The 22,883-nt window shown below is 70.2% G+C and carries 24 protein-coding genes; 13 read left to right on the top strand and 11 right to left on the bottom strand.

Annotation, left to right across the window (positions count from 1 at the left end; all coding sequences use genetic code 11):
- Positions 1–81: 81 nt before the first annotated feature.
- The 5 genes from RMP09_RS13315 to RMP09_RS13295 all read right to left on the bottom strand — a co-directional run bounded on the left by RMP09_RS13315 (position 82) and on the right by RMP09_RS13295 (position 4,664).
- A complete protein-coding gene (locus tag RMP09_RS13315; protein WP_310566461.1) occupies positions 82–723 on the bottom strand; it encodes a DNA-3-methyladenine glycosylase I in 642 nt (213 codons plus the stop codon).
- Complete coding sequence (locus tag RMP09_RS13310; protein ID WP_310566460.1) at positions 720–1,631, bottom strand: alpha/beta fold hydrolase; 912 nt, start codon at positions 1,629–1,631, stop codon at positions 720–722. The genes RMP09_RS13315 and RMP09_RS13310 overlap by 4 nt, the downstream gene beginning before the upstream one ends.
- Positions 1,628–2,152, bottom strand: a complete 525-nt coding sequence (locus tag RMP09_RS13305; RefSeq protein WP_310566459.1) for a MarR family winged helix-turn-helix transcriptional regulator — start codon at positions 2,150–2,152, stop codon at positions 1,628–1,630. Before RMP09_RS13305 ends, RMP09_RS13310 begins: the two co-directional genes overlap by 4 nt.
- Positions 2,153–2,239: 87 nt before the next feature.
- Positions 2,240–2,902, bottom strand: a complete 663-nt coding sequence (locus RMP09_RS13300) for a GntR family transcriptional regulator (RefSeq protein WP_310566458.1) — start codon at positions 2,900–2,902, stop codon at positions 2,240–2,242.
- A 25-nt stretch (positions 2,903–2,927) separates the two neighbouring features.
- Positions 2,928–4,664, bottom strand: a complete 1,737-nt coding sequence (locus RMP09_RS13295; protein ID WP_310566457.1) for a thiamine pyrophosphate-binding protein — start codon at positions 4,662–4,664, stop codon at positions 2,928–2,930.
- A 109-nt stretch (positions 4,665–4,773) separates the two neighbouring features.
- Between RMP09_RS13295 and RMP09_RS13290 the strand changes: the two genes are divergently transcribed.
- Positions 4,774–6,330, top strand: coding sequence for a class I adenylate-forming enzyme family protein (locus RMP09_RS13290; protein ID WP_310566456.1), 1,557 nt, complete (start codon positions 4,774–4,776; stop codon positions 6,328–6,330).
- A gap of 4 nt (positions 6,331–6,334) precedes the next feature.
- On the opposite strand, the gene RMP09_RS13285 is transcribed toward RMP09_RS13290, so the two are convergent.
- Positions 6,335–7,258, bottom strand: coding sequence for a 2-dehydropantoate 2-reductase (locus RMP09_RS13285; RefSeq protein WP_310566455.1), 924 nt, complete (start codon positions 7,256–7,258; stop codon positions 6,335–6,337).
- A 244-nt stretch (positions 7,259–7,502) separates the two neighbouring features.
- Positions 7,503–7,796: a hypothetical protein gene (locus RMP09_RS13280; RefSeq protein WP_310566454.1), complete on the bottom strand. Its 294-nt coding sequence runs from the start codon at positions 7,794–7,796 to the stop codon at positions 7,503–7,505.
- Between the two features lie 227 nt (positions 7,797–8,023).
- Here RMP09_RS13280 and RMP09_RS13275 point away from each other — a divergent pair, with 227 nt between their 5' ends.
- The 5 genes from RMP09_RS13275 to RMP09_RS13255 are packed head-to-tail and all read left to right on the top strand — an operon-like array spanning position 8,024 to position 13,196.
- On the top strand, positions 8,024–9,316 hold the full coding sequence (locus RMP09_RS13275) for a GTP cyclohydrolase II (RefSeq protein ID WP_310566453.1): 1,293 nt from the start codon (positions 8,024–8,026) through the stop codon (positions 9,314–9,316).
- Positions 9,313–10,563 carry a URC4/urg3 family protein gene (locus tag RMP09_RS13270; protein WP_310566452.1) on the top strand — a complete coding sequence of 417 codons (1,251 nt, stop codon included), beginning with the start codon at positions 9,313–9,315 and terminating at the stop codon, positions 10,561–10,563. The genes RMP09_RS13275 and RMP09_RS13270 overlap by 4 nt, the downstream gene beginning before the upstream one ends.
- A gap of 31 nt (positions 10,564–10,594) precedes the next feature.
- The gene (gene upp / locus RMP09_RS13265) at positions 10,595–11,224 is read left to right on the top strand and encodes a uracil phosphoribosyltransferase (RefSeq protein WP_310566451.1); all 630 of its coding nucleotides are present in this window, start codon (positions 10,595–10,597) and stop codon (positions 11,222–11,224) included.
- A 42-nt stretch (positions 11,225–11,266) separates the two neighbouring features.
- The gene (locus tag RMP09_RS13260) at positions 11,267–11,905 is read left to right on the top strand and encodes a LysE family translocator (protein ID WP_310566450.1); all 639 of its coding nucleotides are present in this window, start codon (positions 11,267–11,269) and stop codon (positions 11,903–11,905) included.
- Positions 11,906–11,915: 10 nt separating this feature from the next.
- Positions 11,916–13,196, top strand: coding sequence for an amidohydrolase family protein (locus RMP09_RS13255; protein ID WP_310566449.1), 1,281 nt, complete (start codon positions 11,916–11,918; stop codon positions 13,194–13,196).
- A gap of 36 nt (positions 13,197–13,232) precedes the next feature.
- Here the strand turns inward: RMP09_RS13255 and RMP09_RS13250 are convergent, their stop codons facing one another.
- Positions 13,233–14,135, bottom strand: coding sequence for a LysR family transcriptional regulator (locus tag RMP09_RS13250; RefSeq protein ID WP_310566448.1), 903 nt, complete (start codon positions 14,133–14,135; stop codon positions 13,233–13,235).
- Positions 14,136–14,211: 76 nt separating this feature from the next.
- On the opposite strand from RMP09_RS13250, the gene RMP09_RS13245 reads away from it, so the two are divergent.
- Together RMP09_RS13245 and RMP09_RS13240 are read left to right on the top strand one after the other, a co-directional pair.
- Complete coding sequence (locus RMP09_RS13245) at positions 14,212–15,456, top strand: alpha-hydroxy acid oxidase (protein WP_310566447.1); 1,245 nt, start codon at positions 14,212–14,214, stop codon at positions 15,454–15,456.
- 61 nt (positions 15,457–15,517) lie between these two features.
- Entirely contained in the window at positions 15,518–16,486 is a 969-nt protein-coding gene (locus tag RMP09_RS13240) for a tripartite tricarboxylate transporter substrate binding protein BugE (protein ID WP_310566446.1), read from the top strand.
- Positions 16,487–16,638: 152 nt separating this feature from the next.
- Here the strand turns inward: RMP09_RS13240 and RMP09_RS13235 are convergent, their stop codons facing one another.
- From RMP09_RS13235 to RMP09_RS13225, 3 genes are all read right to left on the bottom strand, one after another.
- On the bottom strand, positions 16,639–16,911 hold the full coding sequence (locus RMP09_RS13235; RefSeq protein WP_310566445.1) for a DUF167 domain-containing protein: 273 nt from the start codon (positions 16,909–16,911) through the stop codon (positions 16,639–16,641).
- Positions 16,912–16,924: 13 nt separating this feature from the next.
- Positions 16,925–17,263 (bottom strand): zinc ribbon domain-containing protein YjdM, encoded by a 339-nt coding sequence (locus tag RMP09_RS13230; RefSeq protein WP_310566444.1) that lies wholly within the window; start codon positions 17,261–17,263, stop codon positions 16,925–16,927.
- A 99-nt stretch (positions 17,264–17,362) separates the two neighbouring features.
- Positions 17,363–18,352, bottom strand: a complete 990-nt coding sequence (locus RMP09_RS13225) for an AraC family transcriptional regulator (RefSeq protein WP_310566443.1) — start codon at positions 18,350–18,352, stop codon at positions 17,363–17,365.
- 110 nt (positions 18,353–18,462) lie between these two features.
- On the opposite strand from RMP09_RS13225, the gene RMP09_RS13220 reads away from it, so the two are divergent.
- The 5 genes from RMP09_RS13220 to RMP09_RS13200 form a co-directional block, all read left to right on the top strand.
- Entirely contained in the window at positions 18,463–19,299 is an 837-nt protein-coding gene (locus tag RMP09_RS13220) for an SDR family oxidoreductase (protein ID WP_310566442.1), read from the top strand.
- Between the two features lie 194 nt (positions 19,300–19,493).
- Positions 19,494–20,387, top strand: a complete 894-nt coding sequence (locus RMP09_RS13215; RefSeq protein ID WP_310566441.1) for a transporter substrate-binding domain-containing protein — start codon at positions 19,494–19,496, stop codon at positions 20,385–20,387.
- Positions 20,388–20,429: 42 nt separating this feature from the next.
- Positions 20,430–21,329 carry an amino acid ABC transporter substrate-binding protein gene (locus RMP09_RS13210; RefSeq protein WP_310566440.1) on the top strand — a complete coding sequence of 300 codons (900 nt, stop codon included), beginning with the start codon at positions 20,430–20,432 and terminating at the stop codon, positions 21,327–21,329.
- Between the two features lie 224 nt (positions 21,330–21,553).
- Positions 21,554–22,294: an amino acid ABC transporter permease gene (locus RMP09_RS13205; protein WP_310566439.1), complete on the top strand. Its 741-nt coding sequence runs from the start codon at positions 21,554–21,556 to the stop codon at positions 22,292–22,294.
- Between the two features lie 138 nt (positions 22,295–22,432).
- The coding region (locus tag RMP09_RS13200) for an amino acid ABC transporter permease (protein ID WP_310566438.1) at positions 22,433–22,883 on the top strand (451 nt) is incomplete at its 3' end.

The raw sequence follows: 22,883 nt of genomic DNA, 5'->3' as shown, positions 1-22,883 counted from the left end.
GCCCGACCGTGCCCATGGTGCCACCACAAACACCCGGTCGGGTCCGCAAAAACCAGCACAGCCCCCACGGCGCTGATGCGCTCAGCCTGGCCGCATTGTGTCAACCAGCGGCGGCGTGAACGCCTGGCGCGCCGCCGCGGCTTTGGCCCGCGAATGGCAGCCCAGTTCGTGGTCGTTGATCAGGCCCATGGCCTGCATGAAGGCGTAGGCGGTGGTCGGGCCGACGAAGGACCAGCCGCATTGCTTGAGGTCCTTGGACATGGCGACCGAGGCCGCGTGGGTCGACGCGGTCTGCGGCGCGGCGAGCGTGGCCGGGTCGGGTTCGAAGCGCCAGAAGTAGGCGCCGAGCGAGCCGAACTCTTTCACCAGCGCCTGCGCGCCAGCCGCGTTGCGGATCACGGCGTCGATCTTGCCGCGGTGGCGCACGATGCCTTCGTCCTGCAGCAGGCGCTCCACGTCTTTGGGGCCGAAGGCGGCGACGCGGTCGAAGTCGAAACCGAGGAAGGCGCGGCGGAAGTGCTCGCGTTTGCTCAGGATGGTGCGCCACGACAGGCCCGACTGGAAGGCTTCGAGGCAGACCTTCTCGAACAGGCGCCGGTCGTCTGCGACCGGGAAGCCCCACTCGGCGTCGTGGTAGGCCGGGAACTCGGGCGCGCCGTCGCACCAGCGGCAGCGCGGCAGGTCGTCGGCGTTGGCGTCGTCGGTCGGCGGTGGGGTGGTCATGGGTGGTCCTGGGCGCCGGGGAGTGCCAGTGTCTCACCGCGCACCGCCTGCGCCATCAGTGGCCACACGCTCTGGTGCGAGCTGCGGAACCAGTCGAGATGGCCGAGCTGGCGCAGGCCGTGGTCGCGCGGCCGCAGGCAGTGCGCCTGGCGCGGTGCGGCGGGCAGGGTGCGCAGCAGGTCGGCCACGGTGGCCGGGTTGGCGATGTCGTCGTCCTCGGCGTGCAGCACCGTCACGGGCGTGCGCACCAGGGCGTGGAAATCCTTTTCCGGCTGGTGCCGCACGGCGTTGGTGGCGTAGCCGCCGCGGGTGCACCAGCGCGACCACTGCAGCGCCACGCCCGCGGGCAGATTTTCGCCCAGGCCCAGCCGCGCGGTGGTGCCATAGCCGGTCAGCCGGGTGCCCAGCGGCAGCAGCAGCCGCATGCCGAGATTGGCTTTCCAGCGGAACCCGGGGCGCATGGCCTTGAACCAGCCGGTGGAGGCCGAGATGCCGACCAGCCGCGCCACGCGGTGGTGGTTGGGCAGCAGGCCGAGCATCTGCCCGCCCGCGCTGTGGCCGACGATGACGGCCTGCGCCGCGCCGGTGCGCGCCAGCAGCCAGTCCAGCGCCGCGACCTGGTCGAGCTGGCCCCAGTCGGCCAGGGTGGCGCGGCAGTCTTTGAGCCGGCCGTGCAGCGACAGGCCGATGCCGCGGTAATCGAACACCAGCACGTCGTGGCCCTGCGCCGCCAGCCAGCGGGCGAAGCGCAGGTAGAAATGCTGGCGCACGCCGGTGGCGGGCGAGATCAGCACCGGCAGGCCGCCCGGGGCGCCGCCGCTGCGGGCGATGAAGTGGCCGTGCAGGCGCTGGCCGTCGGCGCAGGTGATGTGCACGGTTTCGTCGGGGGTGTGGTGCGGGGTGGTCACTGAACGACCCTCCGTGCTGTGCACTGCGGAGCCGAGCGCCTTGGGAGCGGCCCGGCGGCGCTCATGGGTGCGTCGGGTGTCGGGGTGGTCTGTTGCACGTGTTGCAGCCAGCGGGCCACGGTGGCCAGCTCGTCGGCGCTGAAGCCGGCGCCCAGCCGGCGGTTGATGCGCTGCACGGCGGCGCGCAGCAGGGGCAGCTGATCGCGCCCGGCGGCCAGCAGCCACACGCGCTGGGTGCGCGCGTCTTGCGGGCAGGCGGCGCGCTGCACCCAGCCCAGCGCCTCGGTGCGCTGCACCAGGCCGGTGGCGGCCGAGGGCGCGAGGTCCAGCGCCTGCGCGATCTCGCCCATGGTGCAGCCGTCGTTGTGCTGCAGCACGAACAGCAGGCCGCCTTGCGCGGGCGAGGGGGCGTTGTCGCTGTCGTGGGCCAGGCGCAGCTGTTCGGCGGCGACGAGCTGCTGCAGCCGGCGTTGCGCGGCGTTGAGCAGGAAGATCAGGCGGGGTGGTCGGGTGGGAGGCATGTGGTGTGGCTATTTGTTTCGCATGCGAAATATACCAGCCGCACTTGCCATGGGAGGACGACGGCCCTGCGGGCGGGTCGCCGGGGCTTAGCCGGTTTCTTTCTGCAGCCGCCCGATCATGAAGTCGGCGGCCTCCAGGATGTGGCGCCGGGCCAGCTTCTCCGCGCCTTCGCCATCCCCGGCGGCGACGGCGGCCAGCAGGGCTTCGTGCTGGTCCCAGATGTCGCGCGGTTTGTCGTCGCGCATCAGCACCTCGCCCATCACGCGCTGGGTCTGGGTCCAGTGGGTCTCCATCGCGGGCGCGACCAGGGGATTGCCCGAGAGGCCGTAGATGAAGTCGTGAAAGGCCATGTCGGCGGCGATCATGGCGCCATAGGCGCCGCTGGCGGCGGCTTTGCGGCCGGCCAGGATCAGCGCCGGCCCGCGCGCGGCGGCGGCCTTGGCGTTGCGTTCGGCGGCGCTGCGGAAGGCCAGGCCTTCGATCACCGCGCGCACCTCGTACAGGTGGCGCACATGCGCCAGGTCCAGCGGCGCCACCTGCAGGCCGCGGCCGGGCGCGTCGATCAGCACGCCTTCCTTGCGCAGCAGGGTCAGGGCCTGCTGCACCGGCTGGCGCGAGATGCCCAGCTGCTGCGCCAGCTGCTCCTGGATGATGCGTTCGCCCGGGCGCAACTGGCCCGAGGCGATCTCGGCGAGGATCGAGCGGTGGACCTGTTCGACCAGGCTGGGCGCGGCGTGCAGCGGTTTCATGGCGCCAATGGTAGTGGGCGGGGGCTCAGGTGCCGGCCCGCCAGCGCCGTTCCGCCTCGTCCCAGGCGCCCAGCGCCTGCAGGTCGGGCACCCAGGCCAGACCGCTTTTGGCGTCGGACGACGCGGCCTCGGGCGTGACCACCACGTCCAGCAGCGCGGGGCGGCCGGCGCGCAGCTCGGCCAGGGCGCGGGCGATGGCACCGGCCAGATCCTCGGCTTTCTCGACCCGTTCGGCGTGCATGTTGAACGCCCGCGCCATGGCCGCGTGGTCGGCGAACTGCAAATGGGTGCCGACCACCTTGCCGTGCGTCTCCTGCTGGTCGCGCACCTCGATGGCCCAGGACCCGTTGTTGGCCACGACGATGAACACCGGTGCTTTCTGCCGCACGGCGGTGTCGATCTCCATGGCGTTGAAGCCGAAGGCGCCGTCGCCCGTGGCCACCACGACGGTGCGGCCCGGGCAGGCCAGGCTGGCCGCGATGCCGAAGGGCGTGCCGACGCCGATGCAGCCCAGCGAGCCGGGGTCGAGGTAGGTCGATGCCGGCAGGCCGACGCGGGCGAACGAGAGGAAGTCGCCACCGTCGGCGACCACGATGGCGTCGGCCGGCAGGGCCTCGCGCAACGCGGCCAGCACGCGGTTGGGGTGCAGACGGCCGTCGGTTCCGTCGGGGGCGTCTTGCATGGACTGCGCCAGTTTGGCCGAGCGCTGGCGGTGCTGTTCGCGCAGGCCGGCCAGCCAGGCGCCGTCGCTGGCGGGCGGCGTGTCGGGGGCGGCGTCCAGTAGCGCCTGGAGCGTCAATCCGGGGTCTGCGAACACCTCGACCGCGCCGCGCCGGTTGTCGCGCAGCTCGGCGGCGGTGTCGGCGATGCGCAGGAATTGCGCGTCGCCAAAGACCGCGGGTGAACCGAAGGCGAGCTGGAAGTCGAGCCGCCGGCCGACGGTGACCACCAGGTCGACCTGGCCCATGACCGCGCCGCGCATGGCCGCGACCACGCCGGGGTGCTCGTCGGGCACCAGGCCCTTGCTCTCGCCGGTGTCCAGGTAGGCGGCGCCGGTGCGCTCCAGCAGCGCGCACAGGGCCGGGCCGGCGCCCTGGGCGCCACGGCCGCTGATGAACAGCGGGCGCTTGGCGGCCCACAGCAGCTGCAACGCGGCCTGCACCGCCTGCGGGTGCGGCGGCATGGGCAGGGCGGCGGGCGGTGCGAACACCTCGGGCAGCTGCATCGGCACGGCCACGTTGGCGCGCAGCGTGTCGATCGGGAAGTCCAGGTAGACCGGGCCGGGTTCGCCCGCTTCGCCCAGCGCGCGGGCCGTGGCCTCGGCGAGTTCCTGCGGCACCAGGTCGGGGTGGCGCACCGTGCGGGCGTAGCGGGTCAAGCTGCGCACCAGCTCGGTGTGCACGATGTCCTGCAGCGCGCCGCGGTTTTCCTGCGGCGTGGGCGGCAGGCCCGAGAGCACCAGCACCGGGGCCTTGGCCACATGGGCGTTGGCGATGCCGGTCATGGCGTTGGTCACGCCCGGCCCGGCGGTCACCAGGGCCACGCCCAGGCTGCCGGTCAGCTGCGCTTCGGCGTGCGCCATGTAGACCGCGGCGCGTTCGTCGCGCACGTCGACGATGCGGATGCCCTCGGCGTCCAGCCGCATCCAGATCGGCATGACGTGCCCGCCGCACAGGGCATAGACGCGCCGCACGCCGCGCGCCTTGAGGAACCGCGCGATGACGGCGGCGGCGGACTGTTCGCCGATGGGGGGTGGGGTCATGGTGTGTCTCCGGGGGTATTGACGAAATTGCATTCTGAATTCAGAGTTCAAACAAATCAAGTCCGGATTCACCCCGACCCCCACGAACGCATCACACAGGAGACAGACCATGGGCCCCTTGCTCACCATCGCCGACGCCGTCGCCACCCACGCGCGGCTGACGCCCCACAAACTTGCCGTGCGCGACTCGCGCCGCCGCCTGAGCTACGCCGAATGGGACGCGCGCGCCACCCGGCTGGCGGCCGGCCTGCTCGGGCTGGGCCTGCACAAAGGCGACCGGGTGGCGGTGATCGCGCACAACCGGCTCGAATGGATGGAGATCTACGCCGGCATGGCGCGCGCCGGCCTGCTGGTGGTGCCGCTGAACTTCCGCCTGAGCGGGCCGGAGATCGCCTACATCCTCGGCCACGCCGAGGTCGGCGCGGTGATCGCGGGGCCGGGCTTCTGCGCCACGGTGGACGGCGTGCGCGGCGACCTGGCGCTGCCGGCCGGGCGCTGCATCGCGCTGGACGCCGCCGACGCTGCCGCCGGCTGGCTGGATTACGAGGTGCTGCTGGCCGGTGCCGACACCACCATCGCCCTGCCCGAGGTCGGCCCGCAGAACCATTGCGCGCTGATGTACACCTCGGGCACCACTGGCCGGCCCAAGGGCGCCGTGCGCGCCCACGGCGGCAGCACCCTGATCGCGCTGGCGACCGCGCTGGAGATGGGCTTCACCCGCGACGACACGGCGTTGCTGGTGATGCCGCTGTGCCACGCGAATTCGCTCTACTTCGGCACGACCTTCGTGCACCTGGGCGCGAGCATCGTGATCGACGACAGCTCCAGTTTCGACCCCGAGGCGGTGATGAAGACCCTGGCCGAAGACCGCGTGACCTTCACCTCGCTGGTGCCGACCCACTACATCATGATGTTGTCGCTGCCGGGCGAGGTGAAACGCCGTTACGACCTGAGCGCCGTGGGCAAGCTGATGATCTCGTCGGCGCCGGCGCGGCCCGACACCAAGCGCGGGATCATGGAGCTGTTCCCCAACGGCCAGCTCTACGAGTTGTACGGCTCCACCGAGGCCGGCTGGGTCACGCTGCTGCGTCCCGACGAACAACTGAGCAAACTCGGCTCGGTGGGGCGCGAGTGGGCCGGCAGCGGCCCGATCCGTCTGCTCGACCCCGAGCGCCGCGAGGTGCCGGACGGTGACGTGGGCGAGCTGTTCTCGCGCACCGCCTACGTCTTCGACGGCTACTGGCGCAACCCCGAGAAAACCGCCGAGGCTCTGGACGGCCACTGGTGTTCGGTCGGTGACATGGCGCGCCGCGACGCCGACGGCTACATCTGGCTGGTCGACCGCAAGAGCAACATGATCATCAGCGGCGGCGAGAACGTGTACCCGTCCGAGGTGGAATGCGTGATCGGCCAGCACCCCAAGGTGCGCGACGTCGCCGTGGTCGGCGTGCCGCACGAGAAGTGGGGCGAGACGCCGCTGGCGGTGGTGGTGCTGCAGCCGGGGTTCGGTGCGACCGAGGCCGAGCTGCGCGACTGGTGCCGCGAACGCCTGGCCGGCTTCAAGTGCCCGACGCGGGTGGTCTTTGCCGACGACAGCGAGATGCCGCGCAACGCCACCGGCAAGCTGCTGCACCGGGTGCTGCGTCAGCGCTTCGCCGGGGCGTGAACGCTCAGGCGCCGGCGCGGCTTTCCACCAGCCTGACCACCGCCCACAGCACGCGGTTGGCCTGGGTGGGCACACCCAGCGCCTCGCCCCGGCGCACTACATAGCCGTTGAGGTGGTCGATCTCGCTGGGCTTGCCGCGCATCAGGTCCTGCGCGGTGGACGAGTATTGCGAGGGCATGGTTTCTGCGATGCGGCGCACGGCCTCGTCCACATCGCCGGGCAGGGACACGCCGTCGGCGGCGGCGACGGCGCGGCATTCGGCCACCACGTCGCGCATCACGTCCCGCACGCCGGGGCGCTGCACCAGTTCGCCGTAGGCGATGCGGCCCACGGCCGAGAGCGCGTTGTAGGCGCAGTTGAGGATCAGCTTGGCCCAGAGCGCGCCGCGCACGTTGTCGCTCACTTCGGTGGGCACACCGGCGGCGATCAGCGCCTGCGCCACGGCCGCGCTGCGGGGCGAGGGTTCGATCACCAGCTCACCGCGCCCGTGGTGGCGCAGATGGCCGGGGCCGGCCATCTCGGTGGCCACGTAGACCACGGCGGCGGCCACATCGACGCCGGGCAGCACGGCGCGCAGGCGTTCGGCGTTGTCGACGCCGTTCTGCAGGCACAGCACCAGGGCGCCGGGCTTCAGATGCGGGCGCATCTGTTCACCGGCGCTTTCGGTGTCGGGCGACTTCACGGCGAACAGCACCAGGTCGGCGTCGGCCACGGCCGAGGCCTCGGTGCTGGCGGCGAGCGGCACGGTCTCGTCGAACGCGAGGGTCTGCATGCGCAGTCCCTGCGCGGCGAAGACCTGCACGTGCTGCGGCCGGCCAATCAGCGTGACGCGGTGACCGGCGCGGGCCAGCATGCCGCCATAGAAACAGCCGACGGCACCGGCGCCGAGCACGGCAATCCGAAGAGGGGAAGGGTTTGCGGAGCTCATGCGGGCATTCTAGGAACGCCCGCGTCCGCGGCAGCGTGTGGGAGCTGCGACCCGCACAGCGGTGGAGCGTGAGGGCTGAATCGATCCGGCGCCGGGCCGCCCCAAGTCGGATCAGTCCCCCTGGGGGGCATCGACCCGCGCAGCGGCGGAGCGTGGGGGCACCGGGCCAGCCGCCGGGCCGCCCCAAGGCAGGCCCAGCCCCTCTGGGGGGCAGCGACCCGCGCAGCGGCGGAGCGTGGGGGCGTTATATGGCCAGCAGCTTGGAGATGGCGGCGATGTGGGCGGGCGTCGGCTTCTCGGCCGGCATCTCGTCTTCGGCCGCGCTGGCGTCTTCGTGGGCCTGTATGGCGGCGACCAGGGCGTACTGGTTCTCCCACGAGAGGGTCTTGCCTTCGGGGCACATGTCGCGCAGGGTGCCGAACCAGTAGTAGCCGTCCTTGCCGCCGAACAGCTGGTCGATGCCGGCGGCGTCGCCGGTCTTCAGGCCAGCGCCGCTGAGGATGAGTTTGAGTTTGTGGTGGGAGACGGCGTAGTGCATGGCGTGGGGAGCAGGTCGGGGGGGCAAAGGGGCAAGATTTTAAGGCGACGCCGAGCGCGTCCCCGCAGACGCGCCCGCCCGCCGTCGGCATGGACCGCCAGGGAAGGCCGGGGCGCCGCCGCGACGGGGTTGGCATCGGCCTTGCTAAGGGTTGGGCGGGTGACGGCAACGGCCTCGCGCCGCTGCCGCCGGGTTCGCCCATCGGGGCTCTGACCAGGTGATGGCTCATGTCTTCAGACGACTCTTCTCCCTCGGGCGAGGCTCTGGCCCTGTCCCAGACGCCGCACCCGCGGCACATCCGGCTGACCTCGCACTCGGGCGGTTTCGGTGCCCTGCCCATCGCCTGGGGGGCGGCCACGGCGCGCGAACGCGGGCCGGTGGTGGGCACCACCACCAACCGCGCACACCGCAACGTGATCGGCACGCACAGCGGCAGCTACAGCGTCTACCGCGCGCTGGCCGTGGCGGCGGGCGCCCTCAGGCGCGAGCACCGGGCCGACCTGACCAACACCGCGCCCACCGACCTGATCGGCCCCTACCCGCAGTGGACCGACCCCGGCAAGATCGTCAGCCTGGACCCCTGGGGCGCCGAGGTGGCCGATGTGTATGCGCAGGAACTGGCGGCGGGCTACGACATCCGCCCCACCATCGCCGTCACCAAGGCCCATGTGCTGCTGCCCGAGGTGATCGATGCGCTGCAGAAAGGTCGCCTGCAGCCCGATGGCCAGTTGCTGACGGCGGGCGGCGCCGCGGTGGTGACCAAGGTGGCGCTGGAGCCGGTCTGGTACCTGCCGGGCGTGGCAAAGCGCTTCGGCTGCAGCGAAGCCGAGCTGCGCCGCGTGCTGTTTGAAGAGACCGGCGGCATGTACCCGGAGCTGGTCACGCGATCGGACCTCGAAGTCTTCCTGCCCCCCATCGGCGGGCAGACGGTCTACATCTTCGGCAATCCGCGCGACCTGGCCAACCCGGCCGTGACGCTGACCGCGCGCGTGCACGACGAGTGCAACGGCTCGGACGTGTTCGGCTCCGACATCTGCACCTGCCGGCCTTACCTGACGCACGCCATCGAAGAGTGCATCCAGGGCGCGCAGCGCGGTGGCGTGGGCCTGGTGGCCTATTCGCGCAAGGAAGGCCGGGCGCTGGGCGAGGTGACCAAGTTCCTGGTCTACAACGCGCGCAAGCGCCAGGTGGGTGGCGACACGGCCGACCAGTATTTCGCCCGCACCGAATGCGTGGCCGGCGTGCAGGACATGCGTTTCCAGGAGCTGATGCCCGACGTGCTGCACTGGCTGGGCATCACCAAGATCCACCGGCTGGTCTCCATGAGCAACATGAAGTACGACGCCATCACCGGTTCGGGCATCGAGGTCGGCGAGCGCGTCAACATCCCGGACGAGCTGATTCCCGCCGATGCGCGGGTGGAGATGGACGCCAAGATGGCGGCGGGCTATTTCACGCCCGGCGTGGTGCCCGACGCAGACGAACTGAAAAAGGCCAAGGGCCGGGCGCTGGGGGCATGAACGTGCCGATGCCGACACCCGATCCGTCCACTTCCGCCGGCGCTGCCCGGCTGCTGCGCTCGACCACCGCGGTCCGCGAACGGGCGCAGCAGTTGCTGGCCCGCGCGCGGGCCGGTGGGTCCGGCCATTTCGCGGTACACGACGCGGCGCTGGCCGGCGCCGCGCGCACCGTGGCCCAACTCACGCGCGAGCGCTACCCCGACGGGCGCATCCCGTACCACAGCCGCTGGCGCCACTTCGAGTCTGGCGGCGTGGACCGCCAGGGCCGGCTGGATGCGGCGCTGGGCGCGGTGGACGCGGCCACGCGGGCGCGGGCGCAGATCGACCTGGTGCTGGTCAGCGTGCTGCTGGACGCCGGTGCCGGGGCCGACTGGCATTACCTGGAAACCGCCAGCTGCCAGCGCTTCGCCCGTTCCGAAGGCCTGGGTGTGGCGAGCTTTCAGGCGTTTCTGGACGGTCTGTTTTCCAGCGATCCGCAGCAGCCGCTGCGCGTGGACGCGGCCGGCCTGCAGCGGGTGACCGCCGCGCAGCTGGGCCAGGCCTTCCAGGTGCGGGCCGACAACCCGCTGGTGGGGCTGGAAGGGCGGGCCGCGTTGCTGCGCCGCCTGGGCGAGGTGCTGTCCGCGCAGCCGGCGGTGTTCGGTCCGTTGGGGCGCCCCGGCGCCCTGTTCGACGCGCTGACGGCGGGCGGTGCGTCCAGCGTGGCGGCGCACGACATTCTGGTCTTGCTGCTGGAGACGCTTTCGGGCATCTGGCCCGCGCAGAACGCCATCGACGGCGAGCCGCTGGGCGACTGCTGGCCGCACCCGACCGTGACGGGGGCGGGCCTGAGCGATGGCTGGATGCCCTTTCACAAGCTCTCGCAGTGGCTGACCTATTCGCTGCTCGAACCCTTTGAATGGGCAGGGGTGCGGGTGACCGGGCTCGACGCGCTGACCGGCCTGCCCGAGTACCGCAACGGTGGCCTGCTGATCGACGCCGGCGTGCTGCGCCCGCTGCCGACCGACTGGGCCACACGTGCCTGGCAGGCGGGCGACGCCTTCATCGTCGAGTGGCGCGCGCTCACCGTGGCGCTGCTCGACGAACTGGCACCGCTGGTGCGCGCCGAACTGGGCCTCAGTGACAGGGACATGCCGCTGGCCTGCGTGCTCGAGGGTGGCACCTGGGCGGCCGGGCGCGTGCTGGCGCAACGCCTGCGTGGCGGACTGCCGCCACTGAACATCGTCAGCGACGGCACCGTCTTCTGAATCACTCCACTGCAACACAAGGACACACACCATGAGCAACGTCCACGTCGTGAACCACCCGCTGGTGCAGCACAAGCTGACCCTCATGCGCAGCCAGGACGCGAGCACCAACAGCTTTCGCCGACTGCTCAACGAACTGTCCCTGCTCATGACCTACGAGGTCACGCGCGACATGCCCACGCAGGACCTGGTGGTGCAAACGCCGCTGGAGACCATGACCGGCCAGGTCATCGATGGCAAGAAGCTGGTCTTCGTCTCCATCCTGCGCGCGGGCAACGGCATCCTGGACGGCATGCTCAGCGTGGTGCCCAGCGCGCGCGTGGGCCACATCGGCCTCTACCGCGACCCCAAGACGCTGACGGCGGTGGAGTACTACTTCAAGATGCCGCCCGACATGCACGGGCGCGACGCCATCGTGGTCGACCCGATGCTGGCCACCGGGCATTCGGCCATCGCGGCCATCGACCGGCTCAAGGAATGCCGCCCCAAGTCGATCAAGTTCGTCTGCCTGCTGACCTGTCCCGAGGGCCTGGCCGCGCTGCAGAAGGCCCACCCCGATGTGCTCATCTACACCGCGGCCATCGACCGCCAGCTCAACGAGCACGGCTACATCCTGCCCGGCCTGGGCGACGCGGGCGACCGCATCTTCGGCACACAGTGAGCGCCGCGTATGCTGGCGCCCTGACCTGAAAGGAGTCCGTCCATGCCCAGCCTGCAGACCCTGCTGATGTTCGCCACCGCCTCGCTCGCGCTGGCGGTGATTCCCGGCCCCACCATGCTGCTGGCCCTGTCCAACGGCATGGGCGGAGGCCTGCGGCGCGCGGCCTGGGGCATGGCCGGCGCCAACCTGGGCAGCGTGATCGTGATCAGCGTCGTCGCGGTGGGGCTGGGGGCGCTGCTGGCGTCGTCGGCCTGGCTGTTCGAAGCCGTGCGTGCGGTGGGGGTGCTCTACCTGCTGTGGCTGGCGGTGCAGCTCTGGCGCAGCCCGCCGCAGGACGTGCGGGCAGCGCTGGCCCAGGTGCCGGGGCAGCAGATGCAGGGCCGCGCGGCCTTCGTGCGCAGCCTGCTGGTGGCCCTGTCCAACCCCAAGTCGCTGCTGTTCTTCGCGGCCTTCCTGCCGCAGTTCGTGGACCCGGCGCAGGCGATGGTGCCGCAGTACGCGCTGCTCGGGGCGCTGTTCGTCGCCATCGACGCGCTGGTGATGGTGGCCTATGCCCTGGCCGGGCGGCAGGCGGTGCGCTGGCTCTCGGGCGACGGCCTGCGCTGGCTGCACCGCGGCTGCGCGGTGGGCATGGGCCTGCTGGCGCTGTTGCTGGCCAGCGTCCGCCGCCAGGCGGCCTGAAGGGGGCGCCGTGCTGGATCTGCTGATCACCCACGCCAACCTGCCCGACGGGCGCACCGATGTGTCCGTGGCCGTGCAGGCCGGCCGCATCGTCGAGGTGGCCGAGGGCCTGCAGGCGCCGGCGCACGAGACCGTGGACGCCGCCGGCCAGCTGCTGAGCCCGCCGTTCTGCGACCCGCACTTCCACATGGACGCGACGCTGAGTTATGGCCTGCCGCGTGTGAACCAGAGCGGCACCCTGCTCGAAGGCATCGCGCTGTGGGGCGAGCTCAAACCGCTGCTGACCGAAGAGGCGCTGGTCGACCGCGCGCTGGCCTACTGCGACTGGGCCGTGGCCAAGGGCCTGCTGGCCATCCGCAGCCACGTCGACACCAGCGACCCCAGCCTGCGGCCGGTGCGCGCGATGCTGGAGGTGCGGCGTCGCGTCGCGCCCTACCTGGACCTGCAACTGGTCGCCTTCCCGCAGGACGGCGTGTTGCGCTCGCCCGGCGGACTCGACAACCTGAAGCGCGCGCTCGACCTGGGCGTGGACGTGGTGGGCGGCATCCCCCACTTTGAACGCACCATGAGCGAAGGCGCGGCCAGTGTGAAGCTGCTGTGCGAACTCGCGGCCGAACGTGGCCTGCCGGTGGACATGCACTGCGACGAAAGCGACGACCCGCTGAGCCGCCACATCGAGACGCTGGCGTTTGAAACGCAGCGCCTGGGCCTGCAGGGCCGCGTCAATGGCTCGCACCTGACCTCCATGCACAGCATGGACAACTACTACGTGAGCAAGCTGATCCCGCTGATCGCGGAAAGCGGCGTGAGCGCGGTCGCCAACCCGCTGATCAACATCACCCTGCAGGGTCGCCACGACACGTATCCGAAACGCCGTGGCATGACGCGCGTGCCCGAGCTGATGGCTGCGGGCGTCACGGTCGCCTTCGGCCACGACTGCGTGATGGATCCCTGGTACAGCCTGGGCAGCGGCGACATGCTGGAGGTGGCCCACATGGGCCTGCACGTGGCGCAGATGACCAGCCAGGCCGGCATGCGCCAGTGCTTCGACGCGGTGACGGTCAACGCCGCGCAGGTGATGGGGCTGGGGGGTTACGGCATCGCGGCCGGCCAGGACGCGAGCTTCGTGCTGCTGCAGGCACGCGATCCGGTGGAGGCGATCCGCCTGCGCGCGACGCGGTTGCAGGTCTGGCGCAAAGGGCAGCGGCTGGCGCAGACCGCGCCGACCGAGGCGCAACTCTCGCTGCCGGGGCGGCCGGGCCGCACCGCCTTCAAGCCGGTGCGCGGCTGAACGCGGCGCCAGCGCCGGGTGAGGCGGCCCCGCCGCTCAGGAAAACGGCCCGGGCGCGTCGAAGTTGACCGCCGCCCGGCCCGAACGGATCAGCTCCGCCAGCAGGGGGCGGGGGTCCTCGTCGCGGAAGTGCAGGCCGTATTCCAGGCTTCTGAGCGCCTGCGGGCTGCGGAGCACACGCAGCTGCTGGCGTTGAACCAGCGCCTTGGCCAGGCCCATGGGCAGCAGGCCGATGCCCGCGCCGGCGGCCACCAGACCCGCCGCTGCGCCCCACTGGTTGCAGACCAGGCGCTCGCGCGGCTGGCCCCCCATGCGGGCCAGCCAGTCGTCCAGGATGTGGGTCACGCCCGAGCCGCGCGGCAGACAGACCAGGGTCTGCTGCGCGATGGTGTCGGCGTTCAGCGTTTTGATGTGCCGGGCCAGGGCGGGTGAGGCGCAGAGCGCGAAGCTGGCGCTGGCCAGGGGCACCGAACGCAGCTTGGCCCGCCGCGCGTGCCCGGCGATGACGGCCAGGTCCAGCTCGCCCTTTTCCAGCCGGTCGGCCAGCGCCTCGCCGATGTCGACCACCAGGTGCATCGTCAGGCCCGGGTGCTCGGCGCGCAGCGTCTGCACCCACTGGGGCAGCCAGGTGATGGAGGCGAGTTCACCGCTGCCGATGCGGCACTGACCACTCAGGCCGACGCCTTCGCGGGTGGCCGACTGGCGGACCTCGCTGGCGTGGTGCAGCAGCGCGACCGCCTGTGGCAAGAGCCGCTCGCCCGCCGGGGTCAGCACGGCGCGGTGGCCGCGCCGGTCGAACAGGTCCTGACCGAGCGAGGCTTCCAGTTCGGCCAGCCGCTTGGACAGCGACGAGACCGTCAGGTGCACGCGCTCGGCCGCGGCGGCGAAGCTGGCGCAGGTCGCGGCCCAGTAGAAGGCCTCCAGTTGTTTGAGGGTCATGTGATCAAAAAAGCGAACATCGAATTCACGAATTATTCGCTTTTTTGGTTCATGTCGGCGCCCTACATTCGCGGCCATGAACCAGCACACCCTTGCTTCTTCCGCCGCCCAGCCGGTCGCCGCGCCCGTCAGCCACGCCTGGAAGGCGTTCAACGGCACCTCCACCAAAGGCGTGCTGGGCAAGGTGCTGGCGCTGGAGGATTTCGAGCCCCTGGCCCGCGCCCGGCTGCCGCGCTGCATTTATGGTTATGTGGCCGGCGCGTCCGAGACCCGGCAGAGCTGGCGCGACAACTGCCAGGCGTTCGAGCACTGGGGCTTCGTGACCCGCGTGCTGCGCAACGTGGCCGAACGCAGCCAGGCCACGCGCCTGTTGGGCCGCACGTGGGCCAGCCCCTTTGGCATTGCGCCCATGGGCCTGGCCGCGTTGTCGGCCTACCAGGGCGACCGGGTGCTGGCGCAGGCGGCCGCGCAGGCCAACATCCCGTTCGTGATCAGCGGCACCGCGCTGACGCCGCTGGAAGCGCTGGTCCGCGCCGCGCCGCACAGCTGGTTCCAGGCCTACCTGCCGGGGGAACAGGCGCGCATCGACGCGCTGGTGGACCGGGTGAGGGCCGCCGGCGTCGAGACCCTGGTGGTCACGGTCGACATCCCGGTGGCGGGCAACCGGGAGAACAACATCCGCACCGGCTTCTCGACCCCGCTGCGGCCCAGCCTCGGGCTGGCCTGGGATGGCCTGTCCCACCCCCGCTGGCTGCTGGGCACCTTTCTGCGCACCCTGGCCAACGGCATGCCGCACTTCGAGAACTCGTTCGCCGAGCGGGGCGCGCCCGTGGTGTCGCGCCACGTCGAGCGCGACTTTTCGCGGCGCGAGCACCTGGACTGGGGGCACATCGAGCGCATCCGCCAGCGCTGGCCCGGCCACCTGGTGATCAAGGGCATCCTGAGCGCGCAGGACGCGCTGCAGGCGCGCGCCATCGGCGCCGATGGCGTGATCGTCTCCAACCACGGCGGGCGCCAGCTCGACGGCGCGGTCTCGCCGCTGCGGGTGCTGCCGGAGATCGTGCAGGCGGTGGGCGATCTGCCGGTGATGGTCGACGGCGGCGTCCGGCGCGGCAGCGATGTGCTCAAGGCGCTGGCCCTGGGCGCGCGCTTCGTCTTCGTCGGCCGGCCCTTCAACTTCGCCGCGGCCGTCGCCGCCCGGCCCGGTGTGAGCCATGCCATCGAGCTGCTGCAAGCGGAGGTGGACCGCAACCTGGCGATGCTGGGGGTCGAGAGCCCGGCCGAACTCAACACCGGCTTTCTGCGCCCCCTGGGCGCGTGATGCCCCGTCCCGCTTTCCCCGTTCCCCGCTCCGCTTTCCCAACCCCATCCGAGGAGACACCATGAAGCCTGTCCGACCCCTTTTGACGATGGCGCTGGTCGCCGTGGCCGCCAGTTCCGCCTGGTCGCAGACCTATCCGACCAAGCCCATCCGCCTGATCGTGCCGTTTGCGCCCGGGGGCACCACCGACATCGTCGCCCGCGTGATCGCCGACCCCCTGGGCCGGGCCCTGGGCCAGCCCGTGATCGTGGACAACCGCGCCGGTGCCGGCGGCGTCATCGGCGCGACCGAGATCGCCCGCGCCACGCCGGACGGTTACGTGCTGGGCATGGCCACGGTGTCCACCGTGGCGGCCAGCCCGGCCATCAACCCGCAGGTGAGCTACAACCCCGTCACCGACTTCACGCCCATCATCAACATCGCGGCGACGCCGAACGTGCTGCTGGTGCATCCGCGCTTTCCGGGCACCAACGCCAAGAGCTTCCTGGACACCGTCAAGAAGGCGCCCGGCCAGTATTCCTACGCCACGGCCGGCAGCGGGAGCATCGGCAACGTGCTGATGGAGCTGTACAAGATCACCACCGGCACCTTCATCACCCACATTCCCTACCGCGGTTCGGGCCCGGCCCTCAACGACACCGTGGGCGGCCAGGTGCCGGTGATGTTCGACAACCTGCCGTCGGCGCTGCCTTTCATCAAGGACAAGCGGCTGATCCCGGTGATGGTGGCGGCGCCGCAGCGGCTGAAAGAGCTGCCGGACGTGCCCACGTTCAAGGAAGCGGGTGTGGCGGTGGTCAACCGCATGGCCTTCTACGGCATCCATGGCCCCAAAGGCCTGCCGCGCGAGACCGTCGACAAGATCAACGCCGCCGTGCGCAAGGTGCTGGAGGACCCGGCCACGCGCAAACGCATCGAGGACACCGGTTCGCTGGTGGTGGCGAACACGCCCGAGCAGTTCGCCCAGCAGGTCGAGGCCGAACTCAAGGTGTACCGCGAGGTGGTGGCGAAAACCAAGATCCGGCCAGACTGAATACGGCCCCCACGCTCCGCCGCTGGCGCGGGTCGCTGCCCCCCGAGGGGGCGCGAATTCAGCTTGGGGCGGCCCGGCGCTGAATTCATGGCCCCCTTGCGCTCCATCGCCTGCGGCGCTGTTTCGCGGCTCCGCCGCTGGCGCGGGTCGCTTCAGGCGTCTGGCTGCCCCAGCAGCGCGCGGGTCAGTTGCTCGTCGCTGCGGCCCGCGACCTCGACCCGCTTGGTGCGGCCCGAGGCGCCGAGTTCGATGGTGATGGTCGACTTGGGCACGCCCAGGACGTCCGACAGAAAACCGATCAGCGCCTTGTTGGCCGCGCCGTCGACCGGCGGCGCCTTGAGCTGGATCTTGGGCTTGCCGTCGTGCAGGCCGACGCACTGCGTCTGCTTGGCGCCGGGCTGGCAGTAGACGACGATCTTGCCCATGCAGGAGCGGTGCTCAGCTCTTCTTCACGAACTCGGACTTGAGCTGCATCGCGCCAAAGCCCTCGATCTTGCAGTCGATGTCGTGGTCGCCCTCAACCAGGCGGATGTTCTTGACCTTGGTGCCGACCTTGATGACGGCCGACGAGCCCTTGAGCTTGAGGTCCTTGACCAGGGTCACGCTGTCACCGTCGGCCAGGACGTTGCCGAACGCATCCTTCCAGACCTTCACGTCTTCGGTGGCCTCGGCCGAAGCGGTCTTGCCCCATTCGTGGGCGCATTCGGGGCAGATGTAGAGATCACCGTCTTCGTAGGTGAAGGCGGACTGGCATTTCGGGCAGGCGGGCAGGGTCATGGTGCGTGGGGTGTCGGGCGCTCAGCAGCGCGGAGGCCGACACTGTACCCCTACCCGTGTCCAGGCTTCTCATGGGCCCCCACGCATCTGCCGATGCCTTCAGGAAGCCTCCTGGAACCGGTACGGGGTCTGGCGGTCGGCGGCGTCCTGCTCGCGGAACTGGCGTGGCGACTGGCCGGTGGTGCGCTTGAAGACCTTGGAAAAACCGAAGGCGTCCTGGTAGCCCACGGTCTGCGCGATCTGTTCCAGCGGCTGCCGGGTGTCGGCCAGCAACTGCATGGCCTTCTGCATGCGCAGGGTGCGCAGGTGGTTCAGCGGCGTGTCGCCCAGCGCGCTGCGAAAGCGTTCGGCCAGCGCCGAGCGCGACAGGCCGGCCTGCTGGCTCAGTGCTTCCAGCGTCCAGCCGTGGCCCAGGTTGCCGTGCATGAGCGTGAGCACCTGGCGGATCGGGCGGTCGGCGATGGCGTGCTGCCAGCCCGGCGCACCGGGGTTCTCGCGTTCGGCGATCTCGCGCAGGGCAAAGGCGAACAACGCGTCGAGCAGGCCGTGGGTGGCCGAGGTGGCGCCCAGTCCTTCGCCGCCCAGCTCGCGGTCGAGCAGGCCGAGGGTCAGGGGCAGGGTCGAGAGCGGGGGCAGTTCGTCGCCGCGCACCACGAACCACGGCGGCAGGCTGCGCAGGAAGGGGTGCAGCGGGGCGTGCCAGAGCTGGTAGGCGGCGCTGATGACCTGGGCGGCGGCCGGGGGGGATGACGTGGCATTCGCGCCGCTCACGGCGGCCGGCGCTCCGTCCGCCAGACCACCGCCCACGAAGGTCGCGATCGGCACGGTGGTGCTGCGGGCAGGCGGTGTGCGGTCGAGCGAGAGCAGGTGCACGCAGCCGCGCGCCATCAGCACCAGGTCGCCGGCTTGCAGCTCCAGCGGCTCGTCCAGGTTGGGCGCGTGCACGAAGGCGCGGCCGCGCGTGACCGCGTGCAGGCCAAAGCTGCGGTCGCAGGGAAAGCGCAGCGCCGCCTCGGGCGTGAGCGCGTGCAGATCCAGCAGGCGGCGCCGCAAGCCGGCGACATGGAGGATGTCGGAGAGTATGTCCATGGTGCGGGATTTTATGGACGATCAGACATGAATGGTGGAATTTCATGCATTCACGTTCGTGTCACCGCGAAAGACACTGGAGCCCTTCCAACACACACAGGAGTTTTCAGATGACCACCACCCTCGTGACCGGCGCCAGCGGCCAGATCGGTTCCACCCTCGTTGACCTGCTGTCCGCCCAGGGCCAGACCGTGCGCCGCGCCACCAGCCGCACGCCGTCGTTGGCCGGCGAAGTCAGCGTCAACCTGGCCACCGGCGAAGGCCTGGCGGCGGCGCTGGCCGGCGCCGACCAGCTGTTCCTGATGGCGCCGCCCGGCTTCGCCAACCAGCACGAGCTGCTGATCCCCGCCATCGACGCCGCCAAGGCCGCCGGTGTGCGCAAGGTGCTGCTGCTGTCCGCCATGGGCGCCAACGCCGACGACAACATCCCGCTGCGCCGCGCCGAGCGGCACCTGGAGCGTTCGGGCCTGGCCTGGAACGTGATCCGCCCCAACTGGTTCATGCAGAACTTCCACACCTTCTGGCTGCACGGAATCCAGACCCAGGGCCAGATCCTGCTGCCGGTGGGTGGCGCCAAGGGCAGTTTCATCGATACGCGCGACATCGCCGCCGTGGCGGCCAAGCTGCTGTCATCGGACGATTTCGTCAACGCTGAGCACGACCTGACCGGCAGCGAGGCGCTGGACCACACGCAGGTGGCGGCCATCCTGTCCCAGGCGTCGGGCCGGACCATCGGCTACACCGACATCCCAGAGGATGCGATGCGCCAGGGCCTGCTGGGCGCGGGGCTGCCGGCGGACTACGCCGAGTTCTTGCTGGTGATCCTGGGCGCCTTCAAGGCGGGCTACTCGGAGCGCATCACCGACACCGTGCAGCGCATCACCGGCCAGGCGCCGATCCGCCTGGCGCAGTACGCGCAGGACTTCAAAGCCCACTGGGCCTCCTGAGCAGGGGTGAACGGACCCGGCGGGCCCGAGCGGGGTCGGGTTTCCGTTCGGTGGCCGTCGGCGGCGGTCGGATTTCCGTTCGCAGGCCGGGCCTGAACGCCGGTTTTCGGGGGAAAAACCGGCCCGCAGGGGTGTTGTCTACGGGTTAACACCGACTGGCACGCCCCTTGCGCCATGGGCGGCACACTGTGCCCATGAAACCCCTCCGCCTGCTCCCCTTCCTGCTGTTGCTGCCCCTGGCGTTCGCCGCCCGGGCCGAGTCGGGCCTGCCGACGCTGGAGAAGATTTCGCGCACGGCCACCATCAAACTGGGGCACCGCGAATCCTCGGTGCCGTTTTCCTACTACGACAACAAACGCCAGGTGGTCGGCTACTCGCACGACCTGATGCTGGCCGTGGTCGAGCGCATCCGCAAGGAGCTGAAGCTGCCCGCGCTGGCGGTCAAGCTGGTGCCGGTCACGTCGCAGAACCGCATCCCGCTGGTGCAGAACGGCTCGGTCGATCTGGAGTGCGGCTCCACCACCCACAACCGCGAGCGCGCGCGCCAGGCCGCGTTCTCGGTGTCCATCTTCCTGACCAGCTCGCGCCTGCTCACCCGGCACGGCTCGGGCATCCAGGAACTGTCCGACCTCCAGGGCCGCCGCGTGGCGGTGACCGCCGGCACCACCAGCGAGCGTTCGTTGCTGCTGCACGCCGAGGCCACCGGCACCCGCTTCGACATCCTCAAGGTCAAGGACCACGGCGACGGCTTCAACAGCGTGCAGGACGGCCGCGCCGCCGCCTTCCTGATGGACGAAGCCATGCTCTACGGCCTGCGCGCCAAGGCCGGCCGCCCCGACGACTGGCGCGTGGTCGGCCAGCCGATGGCGGCCGAGGTCTACGCCTGCATGCTGCGCAAGGACGACCCCCGCTTCAAGGCCCTGGTGGACCGCAGCCTGACCGAGTTGATGCAGTCGGGCGAGGCGCTCAAGATTTTCCGGCGCTGGTTCCAGTCGCCGATCCCGCCCAGAGGGATCAACCTGAACTGGCCGGCGCCCGAGGCGCTGCTGGAGCTGTACCGCTCACCCAACGACCAGCCGCTGGGCTGAATGCCTCGTCACCGTTTTTCCAACCCACTCGAAGGAGTCACCATGAAGAAAACCCTGATTGCTTTTGCCGCCGTGCTGGCCGCTTCCGCCGCTGTCGCGCAGACCGCCGACACACTCAAGAAAATCAAGGACAGCGGCAGCATCACCCTGGGGGTGCGCGAGTCCTCCGGCCTGTCCTACACCATCGGCAACGGCAAGTTCGTGGGCTTCCACACCGAGATGGCCGAGCGCGTGATCGCCGACATCCGCAAGCAGCTGGGCATGAACGCGCTGGAAGTGAAGTACCAGCCCGTGACCTCGCAGAACCGCATCCCGCTGGTGCAAAACGGCACCGTGGACCTGGAGTGCGGCTCCACCACCAACAACGCCACCCGCCAGAAGGACGTGTCCTTCGCCATGACGACCTACGTGGAAGAAGTGCGCATCGCCGTCAAGGCCAACTCGGGCATCAGCTCCATCGCCCAGCTGGCCGGCAAGAAGGTCGCCACCACCACCGGCACCACCTCGGTCCAGACTTTGCGCAAGCACGAGCGCGCCGCCAGCGTGAACTTCGAGGAAGTGTTCGGCAAGGACCACGCCGACAGCTTCCTGCTGCTCGAATCGGGCCGCGCCGACGCCTTCGTGATGGACGGCTCCATCCTGGCCGCCAACATCGCCAAGTCCAAGAACCCGGCCGACTACAAGATCGTCGGCGAGGTGCTGTCGGTCGAACCCATCGCCTGCATGCTGCGCAAGGACGACACCGCCTTCAAGAAGGCCGTGGACGACTCCATCAAGGGCCAGATCAAGAACGGCTCGCTGGCCAAGCTGTACGACAAGTGGTTCATGCAGCCGATCCCGCCGGCCAACGCCAAGGTCGGCCTGCCGCTGTCGGAAGCCACCAAGTCCGCCTGGGCCAACCCGAACGACAAGCCGATGGAAGACTACGCAGCCAAGAAGTAAGGCCCCCACGCTCCGCCGCTGCGCGGGTCGCTGCCCCCCGAGGGGGCTGGGCCTGCCTTGGGGCGGCCCGGCGGCTGGCCCGTCGGCCCCCGCGCTCCACCGCTGCGCGGGTCGCTGCCCCCCAGGGGGGCCGGGCCTGCCTTGGGGCGGCCCGGCGGCTGGCCCGTCGGGCCCCCACGTTGCGCCACCGCACGGGTCGCTTTCTCTAGAACAAGGAATTCACCATGAGCACATGGGATTGGCAGGTGTTCTGCAAGGACACCATCGACGGTGAGGTCCGGCCCAGCTGTTTCGGCAAGGGCGGCGACATCACCTACCTGGACTGGCTGCTCTCGGCCTGGGGCTGGACCCTGTCCGTCGCCCTGCTGGCGCTGGTGGTCGCGCTCGTGGTCGGTTCGATCATGGGCATCTTCCGCACCACGCCCAGCAAGGCGCTGGTGGCCATCGGCAATGTCTGGACCGAGCTGTTCCGCAACATCCCACTGCTGGTGCAGGTGTTCCTCTGGTACCACGTGCTGCCGTCGCTGATCCCGGCGCTCAAGGACTTCCCCAGCTTCATCCTGGTGGTGTTTGCGCTGGGCTTCTTCACCTCGGCGCGCATCGCCGAGCAGGTGCGCGCAGGCATCCAGAGCCTGCCCAAGGGCCAGCGCTACGCCGGTCTGGCCATGGGCCTGACGCTGCCGCAGACCTACCGCTACGTGCTGCTGCCGATGGCCTTTCGCATCGTCATCCCGCCGCTGACCAGCGAGAGCATGAACATCATCAAGAACTCCTCGGTGGCCTTTGCCGTGTCCATCGCCGAACTGACCATGTTCGCGATGCAGGCGCAGGAAGAGACCTCGCGCGGCATCGAGGTCTACCTGGCCGTCACGGGCCTGTACTTCATCTCCGCCTTCGTCATCAACCGCATCGCGCTGTTCATCGAACACCGGGTGCAGGTGCCCGGCATGATCGGAGGGCACTGACATGAACACCCCCGCAGCGCTTCGCGCTACCCCCTCAAGGGGGCGGCACCAGCCGTCCGGCAAAGCCGGCCCGGCGGTGCCCCTGGCTGGATCTGTGCACACGCCGTGTGTCTCGCTCCGGCGTGATGGAGAACCGACATGAATCTCGACTTTTCCTTCCTGAACTGGGACGTGCTCACGGGCTTCGTGCTCAAGGGCCTGGTCTTCTCGGTGCAGCTCACGCTGGTGGCCATGATCGGCGGCATCGCGCTGGGCACGGTGCTCGCGCTCATGCGGCTGTCGGGCAAGAAGTGGCTGGTGATGCCGGCCGCGTTCTACGTCAACACCCTGCGCTCCATCCCGCTGGTGATGGTGATCCTGTGGTTCTTCCTGCTGATCCCGCTGATGATCGGCAAGCCCATGGGGGCGGAACTGTCGGCCATCATCACCTTCACGGTGTTCGAGGCGGCCTACTACTCCGAAATCATGCGCGCCGGCATCCAGAGCGTGCCCAAGGGGCAGGTCCACGCGGGCTACGCGGTGGGCATGACGTATGGCCAGACCATGCAGCTGATCGTGCTGCCGCAGGCCTTCCGCAACATGCTGCCGG

It is taken from the genome of Hydrogenophaga sp. (assembly GCF_031426985.1).
In the GTDB taxonomy this organism is placed as follows: Bacteria; Pseudomonadota; Gammaproteobacteria; order Burkholderiales; family Burkholderiaceae_C; genus Hydrogenophaga.
This window is presented reverse-complemented; position numbering and strand designations above follow the sequence as displayed.

What these genes read in the sequence shown, in the direction of transcription:
- RMP09_RS13290 (WP_310566456.1), top strand. Translation starts at nt 4,774, where the DNA reads ATGGGCCCCTTGCTCACCATCGCCGACGCCGTCGCCACCCACGCGCGG.
- RMP09_RS13305 (WP_310566459.1), bottom strand. Translation starts at nt 2,152, where the DNA reads ATGCCTCCCACCCGACCACCCCGCCTGATCTTCCTGCTCAACGCCGCG.
- RMP09_RS13260 (WP_310566450.1), top strand. Translation starts at nt 11,267, where the DNA reads ATGCCCAGCCTGCAGACCCTGCTGATGTTCGCCACCGCCTCGCTCGCG.
- RMP09_RS13280 (WP_310566454.1), bottom strand. Translation starts at nt 7,796, where the DNA reads ATGCACTACGCCGTCTCCCACCACAAACTCAAACTCATCCTCAGCGGC.
- RMP09_RS13215 (WP_310566441.1), top strand. Translation starts at nt 19,494, where the DNA reads ATGAAACCCCTCCGCCTGCTCCCCTTCCTGCTGTTGCTGCCCCTGGCG.
- RMP09_RS13270 (WP_310566452.1), top strand. Translation starts at nt 9,313, where the DNA reads ATGAACGTGCCGATGCCGACACCCGATCCGTCCACTTCCGCCGGCGCT.
- RMP09_RS13275 (WP_310566453.1), top strand. Translation starts at nt 8,024, where the DNA reads ATGTCTTCAGACGACTCTTCTCCCTCGGGCGAGGCTCTGGCCCTGTCC.
- RMP09_RS13225 (WP_310566443.1), bottom strand. Translation starts at nt 18,352, where the DNA reads ATGGACATACTCTCCGACATCCTCCATGTCGCCGGCTTGCGGCGCCGC.
- RMP09_RS13245 (WP_310566447.1), top strand. Translation starts at nt 14,212, where the DNA reads ATGAACCAGCACACCCTTGCTTCTTCCGCCGCCCAGCCGGTCGCCGCG.
- RMP09_RS13300 (WP_310566458.1), bottom strand. Translation starts at nt 2,902, where the DNA reads ATGAAACCGCTGCACGCCGCGCCCAGCCTGGTCGAACAGGTCCACCGC.
- RMP09_RS13250 (WP_310566448.1), bottom strand. Translation starts at nt 14,135, where the DNA reads ATGACCCTCAAACAACTGGAGGCCTTCTACTGGGCCGCGACCTGCGCC.
- RMP09_RS13315 (WP_310566461.1), bottom strand. Translation starts at nt 723, where the DNA reads ATGACCACCCCACCGCCGACCGACGACGCCAACGCCGACGACCTGCCG.
- RMP09_RS13235 (WP_310566445.1), bottom strand. Translation starts at nt 16,911, where the DNA reads ATGGGCAAGATCGTCGTCTACTGCCAGCCCGGCGCCAAGCAGACGCAG.
- upp (WP_310566451.1), top strand. Translation starts at nt 10,595, where the DNA reads ATGAGCAACGTCCACGTCGTGAACCACCCGCTGGTGCAGCACAAGCTG.
- RMP09_RS13285 (WP_310566455.1), bottom strand. Translation starts at nt 7,258, where the DNA reads ATGAGCTCCGCAAACCCTTCCCCTCTTCGGATTGCCGTGCTCGGCGCC.
- RMP09_RS13230 (WP_310566444.1), bottom strand. Translation starts at nt 17,263, where the DNA reads ATGACCCTGCCCGCCTGCCCGAAATGCCAGTCCGCCTTCACCTACGAA.
- RMP09_RS13210 (WP_310566440.1), top strand. Translation starts at nt 20,430, where the DNA reads ATGAAGAAAACCCTGATTGCTTTTGCCGCCGTGCTGGCCGCTTCCGCC.
- RMP09_RS13220 (WP_310566442.1), top strand. Translation starts at nt 18,463, where the DNA reads ATGACCACCACCCTCGTGACCGGCGCCAGCGGCCAGATCGGTTCCACC.
- RMP09_RS13205 (WP_310566439.1), top strand. Translation starts at nt 21,554, where the DNA reads ATGAGCACATGGGATTGGCAGGTGTTCTGCAAGGACACCATCGACGGT.
- RMP09_RS13240 (WP_310566446.1), top strand. Translation starts at nt 15,518, where the DNA reads ATGAAGCCTGTCCGACCCCTTTTGACGATGGCGCTGGTCGCCGTGGCC.
- RMP09_RS13295 (WP_310566457.1), bottom strand. Translation starts at nt 4,664, where the DNA reads ATGACCCCACCCCCCATCGGCGAACAGTCCGCCGCCGCCGTCATCGCG.